The organism is Streptomyces sp. NPDC001507 (assembly GCF_042894765.1).
Classification (GTDB): Bacteria; Actinomycetota; Actinomycetes; order Streptomycetales; family Streptomycetaceae; genus Streptomyces.
The window spans coordinates 335923-355567 of record NZ_JBIAVV010000013.1; the positions used below are offsets into that span (position 1 = coordinate 335923).

At 68.9% G+C, this 19645-nt stretch carries 17 protein-coding genes and 5 pseudogenes; 12 read left to right on the forward strand and 10 right to left on the reverse strand.

Going from position 1 to position 19645, the window contains the following annotated elements; genetic code table 11:
* Nucleotides 1-20 precede the first annotated feature (20 nt).
* From ACFY0K_RS37625 to ACFY0K_RS37635, 3 genes are read right to left on the reverse strand one after another with little or no spacing between them, the layout of a single operon-like run.
* On the reverse strand, nucleotides 21-2117 hold the full coding sequence (locus ACFY0K_RS37625; RefSeq protein WP_390643639.1) for a dipeptide ABC transporter ATP-binding protein: 2097 nt from the start codon (nucleotides 2115-2117) through the stop codon (nucleotides 21-23).
* Entirely contained in the window at nucleotides 2114-2998 is an 885-nt protein-coding gene (locus ACFY0K_RS37630; protein WP_390643691.1) for an ABC transporter permease, read from the reverse strand. The genes ACFY0K_RS37625 and ACFY0K_RS37630 overlap by 4 nt, the downstream gene beginning before the upstream one ends.
* A gap of 49 nt (nucleotides 2999-3047) precedes the next feature.
* Entirely contained in the window at nucleotides 3048-4031 is a 984-nt protein-coding gene (locus tag ACFY0K_RS37635) for an ABC transporter permease (RefSeq protein WP_390643640.1), read from the reverse strand.
* Between the two features lie 255 nt (nucleotides 4032-4286).
* Here ACFY0K_RS37635 and ACFY0K_RS37640 point away from each other — a divergent pair.
* Nucleotides 4287-4512 (forward strand): annotated as a pseudogene (locus ACFY0K_RS37640) (IS5/IS1182 family transposase); the annotation flags it as partial.
* Between the two features lie 574 nt (nucleotides 4513-5086).
* Here ACFY0K_RS37640 and ACFY0K_RS37645 read toward each other — a convergent pair.
* Nucleotides 5087-5290: a cold-shock protein gene (locus ACFY0K_RS37645; RefSeq protein ID WP_093496951.1), complete on the reverse strand. Its 204-nt coding sequence runs from the start codon at nucleotides 5288-5290 to the stop codon at nucleotides 5087-5089.
* 420 nt (nucleotides 5291-5710) lie between these two features.
* On the opposite strand from ACFY0K_RS37645, the gene ACFY0K_RS37650 reads away from it, so the two are divergent.
* Genes ACFY0K_RS37650 through ACFY0K_RS37660 form a run of 3 tightly spaced genes read left to right on the forward strand, consistent with a single transcriptional unit; the run spans nucleotide 5711 to nucleotide 6725 of the window.
* Nucleotides 5711-5977 (forward strand): helix-turn-helix domain-containing protein, encoded by a 267-nt coding sequence (locus ACFY0K_RS37650; protein WP_390643641.1) that lies wholly within the window; start codon nucleotides 5711-5713, stop codon nucleotides 5975-5977.
* A complete protein-coding gene (locus ACFY0K_RS37655; protein ID WP_390643642.1) occupies nucleotides 5863-6243 on the forward strand; it encodes a winged helix-turn-helix domain-containing protein in 381 nt (126 codons plus the stop codon). Before ACFY0K_RS37650 ends, ACFY0K_RS37655 begins: the two co-directional genes overlap by 115 nt.
* A complete protein-coding gene (locus ACFY0K_RS37660; RefSeq protein WP_390643643.1) occupies nucleotides 6240-6725 on the forward strand; it encodes a transposase in 486 nt (161 codons plus the stop codon). The genes ACFY0K_RS37655 and ACFY0K_RS37660 overlap by 4 nt, the downstream gene beginning before the upstream one ends.
* A 73-nt stretch (nucleotides 6726-6798) precedes the next feature.
* Here ACFY0K_RS37660 and ACFY0K_RS37665 read toward each other — a convergent pair whose 3' ends face one another.
* Nucleotides 6799-8370, reverse strand: a complete 1572-nt coding sequence (locus ACFY0K_RS37665; RefSeq protein ID WP_390643644.1) for a multicopper oxidase family protein — start codon at nucleotides 8368-8370, stop codon at nucleotides 6799-6801.
* Nucleotides 8367-8879 (reverse strand): hypothetical protein, encoded by a 513-nt coding sequence (locus tag ACFY0K_RS37670; RefSeq protein WP_390643645.1) that lies wholly within the window; start codon nucleotides 8877-8879, stop codon nucleotides 8367-8369. Before ACFY0K_RS37670 ends, ACFY0K_RS37665 begins: the two co-directional genes overlap by 4 nt.
* Nucleotides 8880-8946: 67 nt before the next feature.
* Between ACFY0K_RS37670 and ACFY0K_RS37675 the strand changes: the two genes are divergently transcribed.
* Nucleotides 8947-9402, forward strand: a complete 456-nt coding sequence (locus ACFY0K_RS37675) for a MarR family winged helix-turn-helix transcriptional regulator (RefSeq protein WP_390643646.1) — start codon at nucleotides 8947-8949, stop codon at nucleotides 9400-9402.
* A 32-nt stretch (nucleotides 9403-9434) separates the two neighbouring features.
* A complete protein-coding gene (tpg, locus tag ACFY0K_RS37680; protein WP_390643647.1) occupies nucleotides 9435-9866 on the forward strand; it encodes a telomere-protecting terminal protein Tpg in 432 nt (143 codons plus the stop codon).
* Nucleotides 9867-10002: 136 nt separating this feature from the next.
* On the opposite strand, the gene ACFY0K_RS37685 is transcribed toward tpg, so the two are convergent.
* Together ACFY0K_RS37685 and ACFY0K_RS37690 are read right to left on the reverse strand one after the other, a co-directional pair.
* On the reverse strand, nucleotides 10003-10470 hold the full coding sequence (locus tag ACFY0K_RS37685; RefSeq protein ID WP_390643648.1) for a hypothetical protein: 468 nt from the start codon (nucleotides 10468-10470) through the stop codon (nucleotides 10003-10005).
* Nucleotides 10467-10681, reverse strand: a pseudogene (locus ACFY0K_RS37690) (IS256 family transposase); the annotation flags it as partial. The gene ACFY0K_RS37685 and the pseudogene ACFY0K_RS37690, both read right to left, overlap by 4 nt.
* Nucleotides 10682-10684: 3 nt before the next feature.
* Here ACFY0K_RS37690 and ACFY0K_RS37695 point away from each other — a divergent pair.
* Nucleotides 10685-11275 (forward strand): annotated as a pseudogene (locus tag ACFY0K_RS37695) (transposase); the annotation flags it as partial.
* Nucleotides 11276-11590: 315 nt separating this feature from the next.
* The gene (locus ACFY0K_RS37700; protein WP_390643649.1) at nucleotides 11591-11938 is read left to right on the forward strand and encodes a hypothetical protein; all 348 of its coding nucleotides are present in this window, start codon (nucleotides 11591-11593) and stop codon (nucleotides 11936-11938) included.
* 217 nt (nucleotides 11939-12155) lie between these two features.
* Here ACFY0K_RS37700 and ACFY0K_RS37705 read toward each other — a convergent pair whose 3' ends face one another.
* Together ACFY0K_RS37705 and ACFY0K_RS37710 are read right to left on the reverse strand one after the other, a co-directional pair.
* Nucleotides 12156-12446, reverse strand: coding sequence for a hypothetical protein (locus ACFY0K_RS37705; protein WP_390643650.1), 291 nt, complete (start codon nucleotides 12444-12446; stop codon nucleotides 12156-12158).
* Between the two features lie 234 nt (nucleotides 12447-12680).
* Nucleotides 12681-12878: pseudogene (locus tag ACFY0K_RS37710) on the reverse strand (IS1380 family transposase); the annotation flags it as partial.
* A 320-nt stretch (nucleotides 12879-13198) separates the two neighbouring features.
* Here ACFY0K_RS37710 and ACFY0K_RS37715 point away from each other — a divergent pair.
* The 4 genes and pseudogenes from ACFY0K_RS37715 (at nucleotide 13199) to ACFY0K_RS37730 (ending at nucleotide 19567) form a co-directional block, all read left to right on the forward strand.
* Entirely contained in the window at nucleotides 13199-16054 is a 2856-nt protein-coding gene (locus ACFY0K_RS37715; RefSeq protein WP_390643651.1) for a BTAD domain-containing putative transcriptional regulator, read from the forward strand.
* 696 nt (nucleotides 16055-16750) lie between these two features.
* Nucleotides 16751-17059 (forward strand): annotated as a pseudogene (locus ACFY0K_RS37720) (transposase); the annotation flags it as partial.
* Between the two features lie 76 nt (nucleotides 17060-17135).
* Nucleotides 17136-17774 carry an SMI1/KNR4 family protein gene (locus ACFY0K_RS37725; RefSeq protein ID WP_390643652.1) on the forward strand — a complete coding sequence of 213 codons (639 nt, stop codon included), beginning with the start codon at nucleotides 17136-17138 and terminating at the stop codon, nucleotides 17772-17774.
* A gap of 188 nt (nucleotides 17775-17962) precedes the next feature.
* The gene (locus ACFY0K_RS37730) at nucleotides 17963-19567 is read left to right on the forward strand and encodes a phospholipase D family protein (protein ID WP_390643653.1); all 1605 of its coding nucleotides are present in this window, start codon (nucleotides 17963-17965) and stop codon (nucleotides 19565-19567) included.
* The last annotated feature ends 78 nt before the right edge of the window (nucleotides 19568-19645 follow it).

Consider the following 19645-nt stretch of genomic DNA (forward strand, 5'->3'; position numbering starts at 1 on the left):
AGAGAGGCCGGGAGGTGCGGTCAGCGGGCGTGGCAGGCGGAGCGGTGGCCGGCGCCGGACCCCGCGGGGTGCAGGGCGGGGCGCTCGGTACGACACCGCCGCTGCAGTCCGTCGTCGAGCAGCCGGTGGAGCGGACAGCGGTCGACGAAGACGCACCCCTGCGGCAGGCGCGACGCGCTGGGCTGCTCGCCCTCCAGGACGATGTGCTCGCGGGTGCGTTCCCCTTGCGGATCGGGTACCGGGATCGCGGACAGCAGCGCCTGCGTGTAGGGGTGCTGAGCGTTGGCGAAGAGTTCTTCGGTGCCGGCGGTCTCCACGATGTGCCCCAGGTACATCACCGCGATGCGGTCGGCCACGTGGCGCATCACCGCGAGGTCGTGCGCGACGATCAGGTACGCCAGCCCCAGTTCGCGTTTCAGCCGGGTGAGCAGGTTGATGACGCCGGCCTGGACGGAGACGTCGAGGGCGGACACGGGTTCGTCCAGGATCACGATGCGCGGCTCGGTCGCCAACGCCCGTGCGATGCCCACGCGTTGCCTCTGACCACCGGACAGGGCGGCTGGGAAGCGGTCCGCCACCGAGGCGTCCAGCCCTACCAGGGCGAGGAGTTCGCCCACCCGCATCCGGATCGCCGCCCTGTCCTCGCCCACCGCCTGGAGCGGTTCGGCGAGGAGCTGGAAGACGGGCAGGCGCGGGTCGAGCGATCCCATGGGGTCCTGCATGACGATCTGCACGGCACGCCGAAGTCTCCGCCGCTGGCCGGCGGAGGCCGGGGCGGCGACGTCCGTGCCCGCGATGTCGATCAGACCGTGCTCGGGTCGCCCGAGCCGCATGATCTCCAGCAGGGTGGTGGTCTTTCCGCTTCCGGACTCGCCGACCAGACCGAGGGTCTCGCCGGCCCGCAGTTCGAAGCTGACGTCGCTGACCGCGTGCAGCGTCCCGACCCGGCGTCTGAGGAGAGCTCCCTTGGTGAGCGGGAACGTCTTGGTCAGGCCGGCGACCCGCAGCACCGTCTCGGCGCCGGTGCCCGGGCCGGGCCTGGCCTGCCCTTCGGCCTCTGCCGCCTGCGGGAAGAGCCCGTCGGCCGCCAACGTGCCGTCGGCAATCTCGTCGGCGCGCAGGCAGGCCACCTGTCCGTGCCCGGGGACCGTGGTCAGCTCTGGTTCGTCCGTGTGGCAGGGCCCGACGGCGGCGGGACAGCGGTCCGCGAAGGAGCATCCCGCCGGGAGCCCGACCAGTGACGGTGGTTCGCCCGCGATCGGCACCAGCGGGTGGCCCGCCCGCGCCTCGGGTCGGGGGACCGCGCCCAGCAGCCCGATGGTGTACGGCATGGTCGGCCGCGCGAACAGTTCCTGGGCGGCCGCCTGTTCCACGATCCGGCCCGCGTACATCACGGCGACGTCGTCGGCGTATCCGGCCACCACCCCCAGATCGTGGGTGATCAGCACCAGGGCCGCGCCGGTCTCGGCCTGGGCCGTCCGTAGGACACCGAGGATCTGTGCCTGCACCGTCACGTCGAGGGCGGTGGTCGGCTCGTCGGCGACGATGACCGACGGCGAGTTCGCCATCGCCAGGGCGATGACCACGCGTTGGCGCATGCCGCCGGAGAACTCGTGCGGGAACGACCGCGCGTTGCGCCGTGGGTCCGGGATGCCGACCAGGTCCAGGAGTTCGACGGCCCGGTTCCACGCGGCCTGCTTCGTGAGCTTCTGGTGGACGCGCAGAGCGTCGGACAGCTGCCGGCCGACGGAGAAGATGGGGGTCAGCGCGGACAGCGGATCCTGGAAGACCATGCCGATGTCGTTGCCGCGTACGGCGGACAGCCGTCGGTCGTCGAGCCCGACCAGATCGCGGCCGCCCAGCAGCACCCGGCCCGACACGCTTGCCGACCCGGGCAGCAGCCCCATGATGCCCATCGCCGTCGCGGACTTGCCCGACCCCGACTCGCCCACGACACCGAGTGTGCGCCCGGCGTGGACGTCGAAGCTCACGTCCCGTACGGCTCGTACCGGACCGGCCTCGGAGGGGAAGGAGACATTCAGGTCCCGCACGGACAGTACCGGCGTCGGCGTGGCGGGTTCCGCTTGCGGATGCGTGCCCGGAGCCGTCAGCGTCATCGCCGGCCTCCCGCCGCGCCGGTGACGGACGTCGGGTCGAGTGCGTCCCGCAGCCCGTCCCCGATGAGGGTCATGGACACCGTCAGCAGCACCACCAGGGCGGCCGGGTAGCCGAACAGCCATGGTGCGCTGGTGATCGTGCCGGATCCGTCGGCGAGCATCGTGCCCAGCGACACGTCCGGGGGCTGCACTCCGAAGCCGAGGAAGGACAGGGCGGTCTCACTGAGCACGGTGGCGACCACTCCCAGGGTCAGGTTGACGACGAGCAGGGAACCGAGGTTGGGGATGATGTGCCGCAGGACGATCCGCCAGGGCCTCACCCCCATGAACTCCGCCGCCAGGACGTAGTCCCTTTCGCGCAGCGAGGTGGAGACCGACCAGACGACCCGTGCCGTGGACATCCAGCCGAACACGGTGAGGACCAGGATCAGCACGCGCCAGTCGCCGGCGAGGTGATGCGAGACGAGGGCCAGGATCAGGAACGACGGCACGACGAGCAGGAAGTGGATGACCATCAGGGTCAGTTTCTCGACGCGTCCGCCGAAGTAGGCCGCCCCCGCACCGATCACGGCGGCGAGCGCGATCGTCAGCACGGAGACACTCACCGCGATCACCAGGGAGCGCTGGAGGCCGTGCACGGCCTCGGCGTAGACATCGTTGCCACCCTGGTTGGTGCCGAAGTAGTGCGTCCCGCCGGGCGGTCGGGTGAGCGCCGTGAAATCCACGTCGGTGTAGTCGAAGTGCGTGAACAGGCCGCCGAAGACGCTGAACAGGACCAGCAGGACGAAGAGCGCGACGCCCAGCAGGGCTGGACGGTTGCGGGCGAACCGCCGCAGGTACAGGCGTCCGCCGCCGGTACCGGGCGCCGGGGCCCGTTCCACCGGGCGCGGACCGGACGGCTCGGGCAGGCGTGTCACCGTGGTCGCCACGTCAGCTCACCCGCACCCGGGGGTCGAGCAGGACGACCGCGATGTCGGCCAGGACCGCGCCGATCGCCGTCATGGCGGCTCCGAAGGCCGCGACGGCGACGGCGCCGTGCACGTCGTTCTTCGCGATGGTCTGGACGAAGTACTGGCCCATGCCGTTCCAGCCGAAGACCGTCTCGGTGATCACCGCGCCGGTGAAGATCGCCGGGATGCTGAAGGCCACTGAGGTGGCGGTCGGGATCAGCGAGGCGCGCAGCGCGTGCCGGCGGATCGCCTGGGCGCGTGTCAGGCCGGTAGCGCGGGCGGTGCGCACGTAGTCCGCGTTGATGCTGTCCAGCAACAGCGACCGCTGGGTCAGGTGGTAGCCGACGTAGCCCAGCAGCGTCAGGCTCAGCGTCGGCAGGACGAGGTGCTGGAACCGGTCGGCAACGGTCGGCCACAGACCGCTGACGGCAGGGGACTTTTCCCCTGCGACGTACAGGAAGCGCCAGCCGAGACGCTGGTTCAGCCAGATGCCGGCCAGGACGACCGCCAGTGCCGCAACGGCCGTCGGTACGTTGAACAGGAAGACCGAGACGAGCTGGCTGACGCGGTCCCACCAGCTGTACTGCCGGGAGGCGGTGAACACGCTGAGCGCCACACCGGCCACCACCGACAGCAGCGTGGCCGCGGTGACCAGCTGGCCACTGACCACGACCCGGAAGCCGATCTCGGAGTTGACCGGCGCCCCGACCGGGGACTTCCCCCAGTCGAAGTGCAGGGCCACATCGGTGAACCAGTGCCACCACCGGTCGGGCAACGGGACGCGTGGGTCCAGGTTGTACGGCGCCAGGGCGCGGTCGATCTGGTCCTCCGTGCGGACGGGCCGCAGCCCGCGGTAGTTGGACCGCGGGTCGAGAAACCACGCAGCCAGCAAATACGTCACGTTGGTGGCGACCACGATCATGGCCAGCCATCCCGCGGCCTTGCGTGTCACATGACGGATCACACGCCCGCCTTACTGCCGGAGGAACGTGTTGCGGCGGTGGTGACCGCGCACGGGACCGGCGAGGGTATGCCGGATCTGGGCATGAGTCTTTTGCTTTCTGACGGAGTGTTCCGCGGTCTTCGCCCCCCGGACCAGGCGAGCAGACCGACCAGGAGATTGTTCGACGCTGATCACCTGCTCCGCCAGACTTCCCGACGCCCCGCCACGTGAATGCAATGCTCATGACATAAAACGTGCCCGACACCGCATCGCGCGGGTGGGGCGGCCACCGTCCGCGGTCCCTACCGGGGCCCGCTGGGACAAACTCTCGGGAGGCCAGCGAGCTGTCAACACCTCCCACGCCAAGATCAGCGCGCTTGGCGAGCAAGCCATGACCACCCTCAAGACCTGGCGGCTCCTACGCAGGCTCCGTTGCAGCACCACCTGCATCACCGGAATCGTCCAAGCCGGCCTGGCCCTCCATCCCGCCGCAAACACCTGAGGCTGGAAAATGCGCACCATGGCGAATCACCCAGGCTTCGGCCCAGTCGGCGCACGCCGACGACACCCGCTGGGACCAGCAGCGCGCCGCCTTGCGCTCCGTCGCCTCATACGACGGTGACACCCAGATCTGGACCACTTGGATCGGCGCACTGGACCTGCCGAGCGCAGCCAAGCTGCAGACGCTCTTCGAGGCAGCCCGCAGGTACGGGACGGACGTCCGCCTCGAACACGCACCCGCCCCGGCCTGGTGGACGGCCCCGGTCTTCACGGCCGATGCCGAGGTTACTGCGCTCTTGGCGACCCAAGCCGATGAAGGCCGTCGGCTTGGCGAGTTGCCCGTCGTCTGAATGCAGCCGGGTTCCAGCGCGGCACGCCGCATTCAGGGCCATGCCCGGTGAGGAAAGCAATCGGGGACCTGACTGCCGCCCGCTCGTCGGCTGCGCTCAGCGCAGCCGACGGCGGTAGGACGGGAAGAAGCCCCAGAGGTCCCAGACATATGACGCACAATGCCCCACCGTCCGGACCGCACAGGCCTGGGGGCGGGGCAATGGCCGGGGCTTACTCGTGCGTCGTCAGGCGGGAGTGATGTTCTCCGCCTGCGGGCCCTTCTGGCCCTGCGTGATGTCGAAGTTCACCTTCTGGCCTTCCTGGAGCTCACGGAAGCCCTGGGCGGCGATGTTCGAGTAGTGGGCGAAGACGTCGGGGCCGCCGCCGTCCTGCTCGATGAAGCCGAAGCCCTTTTCCGAGTTGAACCACTTCACAGTGCCTGTAGCCATGTGCTGTCTCCTTCGAGGGGACTCGTATCGGGCCCCGCACCGTGCGGGATCCGGAGGTGATCGCCTGGTCCGGAGAGGCCTTGAACAGCAAAAACGCCCGTGACTGCGATCACGGGCGAACGGGACTTCGGAACCACGACTGCTGATGAAGACGCTACACCGGCTGGTGGGACTCGGCCACTGGAACACGGGGTTGCCCTCACAGGATGCGTTCGTTACCACTCAAATCCCGAGGCCGGACGGTGGGAGCACACGCGCCGTCGGCCTCGGACCTTGACTCATCCCTACTGGCTTCGGCTCGACAAGGTGAACTCTCGGAGTGCCTGGTAGGCCCCGGTCGTGGCTGTATCCGTGGTGTATGGGCTATGCGGATGGGGGTGGGCGACTCCTGCAGGGCGTCAGCGCCGAGAGACCGTACGGATGCAGGCGGCTGAGCTGTTCGAGCAGAAGATCAACCCGCCGGAGGTGGCGCGGCGCCTGCGGGTGAGCCCGAAGTCGGCTGTTCAGTGGCACCAGCTGTGGCGGGAAGGCAGCGTGCAGGCGCCGGCCTCACGTGGCCCGAGCGGGTCGCGATGTCGTCTGTCCCCGCGCTGTCTGGAGAAGCCGGCGCCTATCTCGACGAGGGACTGGCCGCGCATGGCTGGGTGGAGGACCAGGTGTGGACCGCGGCGCGGGTGGCCACGTTGACCGGCAGGAAGTTCCACGTTTCCTGCAGTGTCTCGGGCGCGACGAGGCTGATGCATCGTCTCGGCCTCAGCCCGCAGGTGCCCGCACGGCGGGTCGCCGAGCGCGACGAGCAGGCCGTCACCGCCTGGAAGGAGGCGACCTGGGCCGAGGTAAAAGGGTTCGGGCGGCCTGCGGAAGCTACATCTGCTTCGAAGACGAGGCAGGCTCCACTCGCCGGCCGCCCAAAGGACGCACCTTGGGTCGGCGCCGCCGCACTTCGGTCGTGACGGTGAGCGGCCGACCGCTCGGGACGCCTTCCGTGGCCGGGCTGATCGCCGTGCGGCCGGGCTCGCGGACCTCGCTGTGCCATCGCCTGCGCACCCACCGAGCCGGCAAGGACAGACGCCGCAGCACGGGCGAGCGGGACTTCATCGCGCTGATCGACAGCGTCCACCAACTCGTCAAGGCGCCGAGCGTGCTGGTCTGGGACCGCCTCAACAGCCACGTCTCCCACGCGATACGTGAGCTGATCGCCGAACGGGCCTGGCTGGTCGTGTCCCTACTGCCCGCCTACTCACGCGACCTCAACCCCGTTGAGTGGGCATGGGCACACGCCAGGCGCAGGCTGGCCAACCTCGCCGTGGTCGCCCTGGACCGGCTCGAAACCCTCGTCCGCAACCGGCTCAAACGACTTCAGTACTGGTCCGCCATCCTCGACGGCTTCATAACGGGCACCGGATTGACCCTCGATGACCCAGCATCACCCTGACGAACCGAAGTCAGTAAACGCCAAGGTCAGTAGTTGGCTGCGGAGCTGCGTGATCGGCGCGAGGTCTTCTGGTTCACTCCGTGACGAAGTCGGCCATCATGGCCATGTCCTCGTGCTCGAGGTTGTGGCAGTGGAGCAGAAACCGCCCCGGGTAGTCGGTGAAGCGCGTGACGATTTCCACGGACTCGGCGGGACGCAGATCCACGGTGTCCTTCCAGCCCGCGTCGTACGCTCCGGGCGCCCGGCCGTTGCGGGCGGTCACCTGGAAGTGGTTCAGGTGCAGGTGCACGGGGTGGTGGAAGTCGGTGACGAACCGCCATACCTCGGTGGTGCCGAGGCGGACGGCCGCCAGCGGCCTGCCGGGCTCGTAGGGACGGCCGTTGATGGTCCATCCTGATCCGCCCCGCCGCTGGAAGTGGAAGGTACGGGTCGCTGCGGCCTGCTCGGCCCGTGGCGCGGGGATCGCCGAGAGCCGGCCCGGTACACGGGAGTCGTCGGCCGGAGGCCGGGCACCGGAGACGTCGAACCGCATGACGGCCGCCGTGCCGCCGCTGCCCAGGCGGTTGACCAGCCGCACCCGGGTGCCGGGCCGGTAGCGGGCGAAGTCGACGACCACGTCGAAGCGTTCGCCTGGGGCGATGTCCAGGGTGTCGTGCGCGAGCGGCCGCTCCAGCAGGCCCCCGTCGCCGCCTATCTGCACCAGAGCGCCGCCGCCCGGCGGCGCCGGGTCGAGCGCCAGCTGGTAGCGGCGGGCGTTGGAGCCGTTGAGCAGCCGCAGCCGGTAGCGCAGGCGCTGGGTTTCCAGCACCGGCCAGGGTGCCCCGTTGACCAGGATGACATCGCCCAGGACACCGTCCATGTACGGGTCGGTGACGCCCGCCGTGCGCTGTCCGGCATCGAGCGCCGGGTACTGGAAGGAGCCGTCGGCGGCGAAGGACCGGTCGGCGACCAGCAGCGGGATGTCGCGCTCCCCGGCAGGCAGGGGCAGGGCCTCCTCCTCGTCGTCGTGGACCAGATGGAACCCGGCGAGCCCGTGCCAGACGTTCGGTCCGGTGAAGCCCATGCGGTGGTCGTGGTACCAGAGGGTCGCGGCCCGCTGCTCCATCGGGTACGTGTACGTCCGCTGCCCGGAAGCGGTGTCCTGCGCACCGCCGGCCCCAGGCATGCCCGGCATCCCGTCCGTGCCTGCCGTGCTGTCGTGAGGCAGGATCAACGCGGTCGGGTAGCCGTCGCTGCCGTACGGGGTGTGCCCGCCGTGCAGATGGACCACGGTCGGACGGGGCAGTTCGTTGCGGTGCCGCACCACCGTCCGGCGTCCGGAACGGGACACGATGGTCGGCCCCGGGAACGTCCCGTCATAGGTCCAGGCGTCGGTCTCCAGACCGGGCAGGATCCTCAGCCGCGCCGGCCGCTGGGTGATCTCGTACACGTCCGCCGCGCCGCACGTGCTGACCGGCGCGAGCACGGACGGCACGGGCAGCGGCACCTCGTACGGCCTCGGCAGCGGGGCCCGGCTGCGCAGCAGCAGCCCCGGCTGACCGTACGTCAGCGCCCCTCCCGCCACGGCCCAACCGCCCGCGGTGAGCGCACCGCCGCCCACGGCCGCCGCTGCGAGGAGTCGGCGCCTGGTGATGCCGCCGGTCATGCGGACCCCTCCTCGGCGGCGGAGCCCTCGCTGCGCCCGGCGCCCCCGGTACGAGGGGACGGGGTCCATGCGGCCGCCGGGCGCCAGGCGCGGACCAGCATCAGGAACGTGCAGGCGATGATTGCCACGCCCAGCGGGACATGGACGGCGAGCACTCGCCCGTACCCCATCGCTATCTGCCCGGCCTCCGCGCCGAAGAGCGCGACGGAGGCCAGGGCCGGCCAGCCTGGTCCGCCGCCCGGCCGCCACAGCAGCAGCGCGGCCGCGGTCTGCGCCACGGCGGTGAGCCCGGTGGCGGAAGCGTTGAGCGCGTGCAGGTCGAGTGCCGCGTAGTGACCGGACAGGAAGCTTCCGGCTAGGACCGCCTGCCCCAGAGCGAGGACGGCCTCGCAGGCCACCACCGTCCGGAAGAGCATCAGGGCCCAGCGCCGCACCGGAGGACGTCCGTCGTTCGCGGGTGGGGGCGGCGCCTGGACCGGGGTCGAGGCGGACGCAATCGATTTAGGCATGCTTGAGATAGTGCCACATGGAACCATCTTATCGGAACCAATCTCACCTTGCCCTATGCTGATGCCGATGAACACGCCCGACTCCACCCCGCGCCCACCCGGCACCGGCCGGGTCCGCGTCGGTCCGCTGCTCCGCCGCGCCCAGCGGCGCGCTGCCCAGACCTTCGCCGACGCCCTGCGCCCTCTGGGCATCGAGGGCCGCCACTACGGCGTCCTGCTCAACCTGGAGCTGCACGGACCGCTCAGCCAGCGCCGGCTCATCGACCTCACCGGCAGCGACAAGTCCTCGATGGTGCGCACCGTCGACGACCTGGAGACCCGCGGCCTGGCCGTACGCCGCCCCTCACCCACCGACCGCCGCGCCTACGCCGTCGAGATCACCGAACAAGGCACGGCGCTGTTCGCCAAGGCGTCCGCCGTCGCCGACGACGTGGCCGCACGGCTCCTCGGCCACATGGACCAGGGCGACCAGGACCTGCTGTGCACCCTGCTGGAACGCTTCATCGCGGCCCCTGAAGCCTGACGGAGCGCCAAGCGCGCCGCTGAAGCACGGGGATGAAGCGCGCTCTGCCCCGGTCCCGCCAGATGATCTCGGCGCCGGGATGCTCGGCCAACCAGCCGAAAAAGCCCCGCCCGGACCTCGCCGCGCGTCTGGAGCGCGAGGTGAAGGCCCGGTGGCAGCCGCAGATTAGGGCGCAGGCGCGGCAGAAGGCGGCGACCACCGACGGCCTCGTCATCGACACCCGGGGCCCGCATGGGGTACACGGCGCCGATCGGGTCGACGGACCAGGACCGCGTCCGGCACCTGACCGTCGCCCTGCCGCCTGCCTGTTCGACGCCCGGGAAGCCGGCGCTAGCGAGCAGGAGCTCAAGGAGATCGCGCCCGAGGCGCTGAAGGAGGTGTACCTCCAGGACAATGGCCGCCGCGCCTGCCAGCTGGAGGAGGCCCGCTTCACCGACATCGAACACCTTGAGTTCGACCTGTAGCAGCACGGCCCCGAACAGCCCGCGGGCCCGGACCAGTCGGTTCAGGCTCGCGGGCTGTTCCGCGCCGGGGCCGCCTGCGTCACACGCATACGCCGTCGATCGTGAGCAATAGTCAAGAGTTGTGGGTGAGCTGAGTTCAGCTCTCACTGCGGTGGTTGAGGCCGGTCCTGGCAGTGTTGCGGATCCGTTTGGTGCGGCCGGCTTCGGCGAGGATCTCGACGGCCTCGATGTTCGTCTCGGCGGCGGTCATGAGCTGGAGCCAGTTGGACGACGCGAGCAGGTCGTCCGGTTGCCAGGGCAGCTTGAGCGTGATGGCGCGAAAGAGTGACCACTCCCGCAGGCGCTGAGCCAGGAAGGGGTGGTCGATCGTGGCCTGGGTCATCGCCTGCGCCCACACCTCGAAGGCCGGGCCCGGGTAGAGGTCGGCGGCTCGACGGTCCAGGTGCCGCAGCACGGCGGACTCGGCCATCGTCTGGTCCGGATCGGCGAGCACGCGGCTGACCATGTCGACCTCGTCCGGGTTCGCAACGTGTGCCAGCTTGTCGAGGTAGGCCGCGAAGCGGGCGTGCTCGTCGGGGTCCTGCAGGATGTAGTGGACGTTCATGCGGCCTGCTCCTCGCGCTCGACCTGGACGCCGTTCTCGAATCGTGCGCCAGCGCGCGGACCAGGGACACCAGGTGGGCTCCGGTGATCGCGCGCCATCGCGCCTGGGCGGACTCGACCAGCTTGAACACCATCGCGAGCGCGGCCGCCGGGTTGCCCGCGCCGCGGGTGACCTTGGTGCGGAGCTTAACCGAGGAGAAGGTCGACTCGATCGTGAGCGGACGGTGACCACCGCCGTCGGGCCGATTGCGGTGAAGGCGCCTCAGGTGAACGACAAACGGGTCGATGGCGAGACGGGCGAGCGCAAGCGGTTCTCGTCGAAGATCCTCGCCCCCTGGTGCCGGAAGTCCCCGACGATCAGCGAGGTCTTGCCCCTGCTCTGCCTGCACGGTCTGCCCTCCGGCAACTTCGTGCCCGCGATGGAGCAGTTCCTCGGCTCGGCCGCTGGGCTCTCGTCGGTCACGGTGACCCGGCTGACCAAGCAGTGGAGCGACGACCACGCCGCCTTCCAGGACCGGGACCTGTCCGGATCCGACGTGTACGTGTGGGCTGACGGCGTCCACCCCAAGGTCCGCCTCGGCCAGGCCCGCTCCTGCGTCCTGGTCCTCATGGGCGTGCGCACCGACGGCAGTAAGGAGCTGATCGCGCTCGCCGAGGGCCTGCGCGAGTCGACCGAGTCCTGGGCCGACCTCCTGCGGGACTGCCGCCGGCGCGGCATGCGCGATCCCGAGCTCGTCGTCGGCGACGGAGCCATGGGTCTGTGGCGGGCCCTGGCCGAGGTGTTTCCGCAGGCCAGACATCAAAGGAGACCAGCGCCGCCCTGAGCCGAAGCACCGTAGTTGTCACCAGCGGAGAGAGATGAGCTGGCGATTCGGACCGGTCGAAGCAGTCTGGTTGCCACCAACAAGACATTCGACTTGTCACGTGTGCTCATGTAAACGGAGTACGCAAGGACGGACCTAGGACGGATGTAGGACAGCAGCTCTTAGCCTCGATCTTGCACGACGACCCCGTAACGAGCCGTCATGCACTAAAGCGCGTCACGGGGGCTCGCACGCCTCTCGGCGGCAGTGCTCGCATGGGAGACAACTCACCAAACACGCATCCTCAGGGGGAACTACATGAATCTCGCCCGAAAGCTGGCAGCTGGAGCCATCGCGGCCGGCCTCACGACCGCTGGCGTCCTCGCTGCGACCCCGGCCAGCGCCACGGTCGTGAACTCCACGTGCAACCTGTCGTCCGTCGTCAACGTCTCTTACGGGTCGGGCGGCCACTCCTACTGCTACGTCTGGGACGGCGGGCCCGCCAACCAAGGCTGGATGAACATCGTGAATTCCCATTGGGTGTGCTCGGACAGCTACACGGGATACGTGCGGGACGCCGCGGGACGCAATTGGAACTTCTACCGAGGCGCGTGCACACCCACTTACGGGGCGAATCTGACCTTGATCGTCTTTACCGGCAACTGAGTGCAACGGTCCCGGTGCCCGTGGCCACAGTACTGAAAAGCTGATGCCGAACTGACATGGCGTCACATAGGCGCGCGTTTGACGGACGGCGGTCCGCCGGGTGCGCGCCTTTCGCTTGTTCTCTGGGCTTGTATGCGAGGCGAGCCTGCCGCCGCCGGCGCAAATCCCGGTGACAACATGCCCGCCTCTGTGACAGCTACCGGGCTTCGGCTCACGCTCACTGGTTGCCGGTTTCGACCCAGTTCACGGAACAGAAATCGACGTAGTGAATGCCATTGCTGGTGATGCATGAGTAATCACCATTATGGAAACGCACATCCACGGCGAGGCCGCAGTTGAGGCTGGTGGCGTTGGGCCTGATGACGTGAGGGGTCGGGACTGCGGGTCCGGAGCTGGCGTGCGCCGCGGTCGGAGCGGCCAGCATCAGACCGCAGCTGGCTACGACTCCCGCCGTCAGCTGCGCAGCCTTCTTCATCGTGGCGCGCTTGGGCTTTCCGAGTTTGGGCATTGGGTGTCCTTTCCCCTTCTATGCGGCCTAGTGGAGCGGTTGCCTGCGCGGACCTCGACTTGACCAAATTGTCGCGGCCGTTTAGCGAAGGTGTCATTTGGGCCGTTGGCCCCCTGACGGCCCCACTTCGGGTTTGTGGTGTTGTGGTTTCGGTGTTCGGGCAGGTTGGTGGCTCGGCTGGGTTCCACGGCTCCGGTGGGGGTGAGGCTGCTCGTGGGAGCGGGAAGTTCCTGGTCAGCCGGGGATGGGGAGGGCTTCGAGTCGTGTCAGGGCATCTGTGACCACGTCGGTCCAGGGCCGGCGTCTGGCGAGGCGGAGGATGCGGCGGCCGGTCGTCACGAGCTGGGCGATGGCGGAGAACAGTCGGAATCGCATACGGCGGGATTCCCACCTGCGGGCGGTGCCGGTCAGCGCGAGCATGGGCATCCAGGCCCGCTTCTTCACCCGAGGAGTTCAGCCTTCCCTCCGACGACCAGGACCTTAGACAAGCCCCATCGTCCCAGGGCAGCAGCACTCCTCGCTTATTTGATCATGGACCGGGCATCTACCCTCGCGGAAGCCCGAGGCTACGGCGACGATATGGACACGCGTCCGTCGGCCGTCCTAGATTCGTCCTAATGCCAGGTCAGCGAGGGGACCAACGCTGATCATGGAGTACCTGGGGGGGGAAGATGAGATTCGGCGTACTGGGGCCGTTACATGCCCAGATCACCGGACGAAAGGTCCGATTAGACGGACCGCGGCAGGCCAAGATGCTGGCCGCGCTTCTGATCGACGCCAACAACATCGTCGCCATGGAACAACTCGTCGCCGTGATGTGGGACGGGAAGGCGCCCGCCACTGCGGTCCGTCAGGTCCAGGACGCCGTCTCCGGGCTGCGCCGCAACCTCGCCGCGTGCGGAGCACCAGGCCCCTTGATCAGTACGCGGCGCGGCGGCTACGAGATCGACCTGTCCCCGGATCAACTCGACCTGCTGGAGTTCGACCACGAGCGGCGCCTCGCAGAACGGCACACGGACCCGTCCGAGACAGCTGCAGCACTTCGGCGGGCGCTGGCCTGCTGGCGCGGGCGTGCCCTGACCGACATCTCCAGCCGGGTCCTGGAGATCGATGCGGCACGGCTGAACGAGAAACGCGCGGACACACTCAAACAGTGTCTGGTCATCGAACTCGGTCTGGGGCGTCATAGAGAGATCATTGATGAGCTGACCGCTCTGTTCCGCGAGCACCCCTACGACGAGCAGGTCGCCGAACACCTGATAGTCGCTCTCTGCCGGTGTGGGCGACAAGGCGAGGCGCTGCACGTGTACGAGCGGCTGCGCCGGACACTGGCCGACGAACTCGGCGTCGACCCCACCCCGCCGCTCCAGGCGCTGCACCAACGCATACTCACCGCGGATCCCACCTTGACGACCCCGGTCCCGGCCAGCAGACCCTGGGACATACCACTGCAGAGCCCTGACGCAGCGGCCGCCGGGCCGGCCATGGCGATGCCGGTGCGTCAACTACCCCTTGATGTACCGGACTTCGTGGGCCGGGCCGAGGTACTGGCCGAGATCGCCGGACTGCTCGACGGGCCGGCGCCGAACCGGGCCCGGGTGGCCGTCATCGTGGGCGGTCCCGGTGTCGGCAAGTCCTGCCTGGTGACGCACGCTGCGCGGCTGGCGAGCGGCGCCTTCCCCGACGGCCAGCTCTACCTCAACCTCGCGGCGACATCCGATGAGCCGCGGGACCCGGGGCTGATGCTGGCCGAGGCACTGCGCGCGCTCTCGATCGCCGGCAGTGCGATCCCGAAGGGCCTGGCCGAGCGGTCTGCGCTCTACCGGTCCTTGCTGGCGGACCGTCGCATGTTGGTGGTGCTAGACGATGCCGGTCACGCCGATCAGGTGCTGCCTCTGCTGCCCGCCGCCAACGGCTGTGCCGTGTTGATCACCAGCCGCACTCTGCTGACGCAACTTCCCGGTGCTCGGCACATCGACCTGGACGTACTGAGCCCGGCAGAGGCACGGGAGTTGTTCACGGGAGTCGTCGGGCGGCGGCGGGTCGAGCGGGAACCGGAGGAGGCCGACGCAATCCTCGACTGCTGCGGCAATCTGCCGCTGGCGATCCGGATCGCCAGCGGCAAGCTCATGGGCCGCCCGGCTTGGTCACTGCGGGTGCTGCGGGAACGGATCGAGGATGAGTCCCGCAGGCTGGCCGAGCTGAGGATAGGGGACCTCAGCGTGCGAGCCAGCGTCAAACTGAGCTTACGGCTGCTGCCCGCCGACGCGGTGCGCGCGCTGAGCCTGCTGGGGCTGCTCGGCGCCTACACCCTGCCCGGCTGGGTGGTCGGCCCGCTGCTGGACCGCTCGGACGCCGAGGAGGTGCTGGACACCCTCGTCGACGCCAGCCTGGTTCGGCTGACCGCCACCGACGCCATCGGCCAGCCGCGCTACCGGCTGCACGACCTGATCAGGACCTGTGCCGTGGAGAGCGCCGCCCCGCTGCCCACGGCGGACAAGCAGGACGCGATCATCCGAGTGCTGTCCGTTTGGCTCGACCTGATCGGACGCGGCACCGATCGGCTGCCGGTGGCGGGGCTGCTGGCAGCCCCGCCTGGTGCGGCACCGCGCCGATCACTGCCTGATGCCGTCGTGGACCGGCTGATGACCGACCCGGTTGGCTGGTTCGACGCGGAACGCGACAACCTGCTCGGCGCCGTGAAAATGGCCGTGGACTGGGGCCTGGATGAATTGGCCTGGGAGCTGGCGGCCGGCGCAGCAACCTATTACGACCACCAGTGTCTCTATCAGGACTGGCAGCACGGGCACCGGCTCGCGCTGGACGCGGCCCAGGCCGCCGGCAACGTGCGCGGCGCGTCGGTGCTGCTACGCGGTCTTGGCCAGCTGCACATCTACCAAGACGAGTTCGATCGGGCCACCCGGGCCCTGGAGTCCTCCCTCGGGCTGTGCCGGGACGGTGGGGACAAGCGCGGCGAGGCGTTGTCGCTGGCGATGCTGGGTACGGTCAGCCGGGTGCAGGACCGTGACGACGAAGCCCTCGAACGTGTCGAGCAGGCGCTTGCCATCGCGGTCGGTGAGGGCGACCGGCATGTCGAAGCGCAGCTGTCCTGCTCCATGGCCGTGATGATGCTCATGCAGGGCAAGCTCGACGAGGCGGAGTTCTGGTTCGACGGGGCCTTGAGTCACGCCAGGGCGGTGGGCGACGGGCATCGCGTGGCCGTGGTGCTGCGACGGTTCAGCCGACTGCATGATCGGCGCGGTGATCCGGACGAGGCGCTGCGCTGCCTGTGGCAGGCGTTGGCCACCTTCGAAAAACTGGCCGATGAGCGATGCGCCGCGTACACGCTGCTGGAAGTCGGCCGTGTGTACGCCGGTCAGCACGACCGGGACCGGGCGAGCCCGGCGTTGGAACGCGCGGCGGACCTCTTCCACCGGCACGGCGACCGTCAGGACGAGGCCTCGTGCTGGCAACTGATCGGCGACCTGGACGCCGCCGCCGGCGTCCACCACCTGGCGCACCAACACCGCGGGCGGGCGCAGCGGTTATGGCAGGCGATCGGCGACATGAACCAGACGAAATCCCCAGCGCGACCATCGTCGCCGTGACCTGACTGACGCTGCGCATGCGCAAGCAGTGCGAGGAGTGAGCCGCCCTCGACACGGACACGGGGATAGGACCCGATGCGCGTCTTCACCTGGGAAGCGCTTCTTTCCGCGTTTTTGATCAACTCTCGGACAGGCCAGCCACCTCGTGAAAGCGCGAGGCTAACCGACGCCCGGGTTCATCCGCAGCCGAGCCGTCGGACCCGTCCAGTCCAACAACACGTCGACTCACAGATCACACGCGGCATGAGTTGCGCCAATGGCTACTTTCGGGGCGTAGAAGGAGCCGTACGTCGAATCCCTGGAGTGCTCGCGCTTCGTCCTGCTGGACGAGTGCCCCCGCAGACTCGGAGAGCTGGTTCCTCGCGCGGACGTTCGAGGCGCTGCTCACCAAGGGCGTGCCGGGGTCGGGACTGTAATCGTTCGGCCCTGTCTCACATCCGGTGGTGACGCTTCGTGTGGACAGTGACGGCCCGTGATACCAGCAGACCAGGGGATCTGCAGGGACATTCCGGGTAGGCGGTCTCGGTCGACCTCGGGCAGTTTCCAGGGCCAAGTGCGCCTTCCATACGGCGGGCGGTGACGAGCCCGCCGGCCAGCTATGACGGCGACGATGGGCACTCCGAGGCCACGACAGTCTCGACCGTGACGCAACGTTGCCACCGGATGTGAGACAGAGCCGAACGTCTTACAGTCCCCGTCAAAGCGCCGATCGTGCTGGTGTGGGACCGCCTGAACACCCACGTCTCCCACGCCATGCGTGAGCTGATCGCCGAGCGCGCATGGCTGACGGTTTTCCTGCTACCCGCCTACTCGCCCGACCTCAACCCCGTGGAGGGGGTATGGGCGCACGTCAAGCGCAGTCTGGCCAACCTCGCCGTGGTCGCCCTCGACCGGCTCGAGGCCATCGTCCGAAACCGCCTCAAACGACTTCAGTACCGGCACGGCACCCTCGACGGCTTCTTAGCGGGCACCGGCCTGACCTCCGACATTCCAGCGTCAACCTGACGAACCGCATCCAGTATCGCCGTCCGCAGGCGTCATCAGTGCATGGCAGCGCCACCGAGACTCGTAGCGTTGTCATATGACCGACGACCTTAATGTTGTCCTCGCCCGGATCGATGCCTGGCTGGAGGCCCATGCGCCCGCGGACCACGCCCTCCTGAACCCACCCGCCGCGCAGGACGACATCGACGCCATCGCCGACCGTCGGTTCCCCCTGCACCCCGATCTGGTGACGTGGCTGGGACGTCACGACGGGGTCACCGCCACGAAGGGTCATGGCGGACCTGGCGTGATCCTCCCCGCAAGGTTCATCCTGAGCGGCTCCGAGGGAATGCGTGCCGGTCAACGAACGATGGAGGAAGCAATAGCCGAATGGGTCGACGAGAACGAGTCGGAAGACCCCGACCTGCGGGACATCTACGACGGGGTGTACGGGTACCTGTTCCACGTCCGGTGGGTCCCGATCGCCACGGACATCACCGGAGGCAAGCTCATCCTCGACCACCGTGATGGAGGCCGGTTCGGGAACGTGCTGTACGGCCTGCACGCCGGGGAAACGGAGGGTCCGGTGAAGGTGTGGGACAGCCTGTCGCACATGTTCCGGGACCTTCTCGCCGCCCTGAGCGACGGGACGCAGATCCGCTTGCCTAGTTATGCCGATCCGGTGACACCACACCTGACCGGCACCGGCAGCGATGCCTTCGTGAGGTGGGAGTAGCGCAGAGCAGCGGTCCGAAGCATGACGCGTCAGTAACGCACACCACCGAGTCACAAGGTCTCCACGATTCGAGGGGACTGGCAGGTCTGCGCGGGACTGGCGGAGTAGGAATCGCGTGGCCACGCGCTCAGGGGGTAACGGATCTGCCAGGAGATCCCGGAAGGGCCGTCGGCTGGAAGGGCTGCCACGTGGAACGCGCCGACTGGCTGCTCACCCCCGCTCAGCGGGGGAATCCCGCGTCGCGGGTGGACCGCCGTCATGCTGACGGTGCGGCGTGGTCCACAGGCAACGACGTCCGCCCCCTGGTACACGGGGCGGTGTACTTCGCCGAGCTGCTCGCGGCCGTGCGGGCGCAGCGGGCCGGCGACATATTGATGTTCACGGACTGGCGGGGTGACCCTGACGAGCTGCTGGATGGTCCGAACAGCGCTATCGGCGACGTGTTGTGCGACGCCGCACGCCGGGGTGTCGTCGTGAAGGGGCTGGTGTGGCGCTCGCACCTGGATCGGTTCCAGTTCAGCGAACAGGAGAACTATCACCTGGGGGAGGAGATCGAGGAGGCGGGAGGGGAGTGCCTGCTCGACATGCGGGTGCGGCCGGGTGGCTCGCACCATCAAAAGTTCGTCGTGCTGCGCCACCCGGGTCGGCCCGAGCGGGACGTCGCCTTCGTCGGCGGGATCGATCTGTGCCACAGCCGTCGGGACGACGCCGCCCATCAAGGTGACCCGCAGGCGCAACGCATCGCCGATGCCTACGGTTCCCGTCCGCCCTGGCACGACATCCAGCTGGCGGTGCGCGGGCCCGCCGTAGGTGATGTCGAGGCCACGTTCCGTGAGCGGTGGACGGACCCGGCTCCGCTCAGTCGAAGCCCGCGCAGCCGGCTGCGGGCGGCACTGCGGGGCGAGGACACCCAGGCGGATCCACTCCCGGTACAGCAACCCGACCCGGGCCCCCGCGGTCCCCACACGGTCCAGATCCTGCGCACCTACCCGAACCGCATCAGGGGCTACCCGTTCGCTCCCGACGGTGAACGCAGCATCGCCCGCGCCTACATGAAGTCCCTGCGGCGGGCACGCCGGCTGATCTACCTAGAGGACCAGTACTTGTGGTCAGAAAGTGCCGTCCAGCCGTTCGCTCAGGCTCTCGCAGATCATCCGGGCCTGCGGATGATCGCCGTCCTGCCGCCACTGCCGGACCAAGAAGGGCGGATCAGCACACCGATGAATCTGCTGGGACGGATCCGCGCCCTGGAAGTCCTGCGACGGGGCGGCGGTGACCGGGTGGCCGTCTACAGCCTGGAGAATCACGCCGGGACGCCCGTATACGTCCATGCCAAGGTCTGTGTCATCGACGATGTCTGGGCCGCGGTCGGTTCCGACAACGTCAACCGGCGCTCCTGGACCCACGATTCGGAGCTCAGCTGCGCTGTCCTCGACGAGACCCGTGACCCCCGTGAACCGATGGACCCCGGCGGCCTGGGCGACGGTGCCCGCGTCTTCGCGCGCGAGCTGCGGTTGTCGTTGAACCTCGAACACCTTGACCGTGACGGGGACGGGGAAGCGGCTGCACTCTGCGACCCGGGCCGCGCCTTTGCGGCCTACGCCGACTCGGCCGCCGCTCTGGACGCGTGGCACGACGGCGGCCGTCACGGTCCACGACCCTCGGGACGGCTGCGCACCTATCACCCGCCGCATCTGTCCCGCATCACACGGGCCCTGACCGACCCGCTCTACCGGGTCGTCGCTGATCCCGACGGCCGACCGCGCTCCCTGCGTCGACAGGGTGCCTACTGACAGCCTCCCGGAGGTGCACGAGGCAGGACAAGCCAGGCATACCCGAGTCCAGAACCCCTGGCGGGGGAACGGCGACTG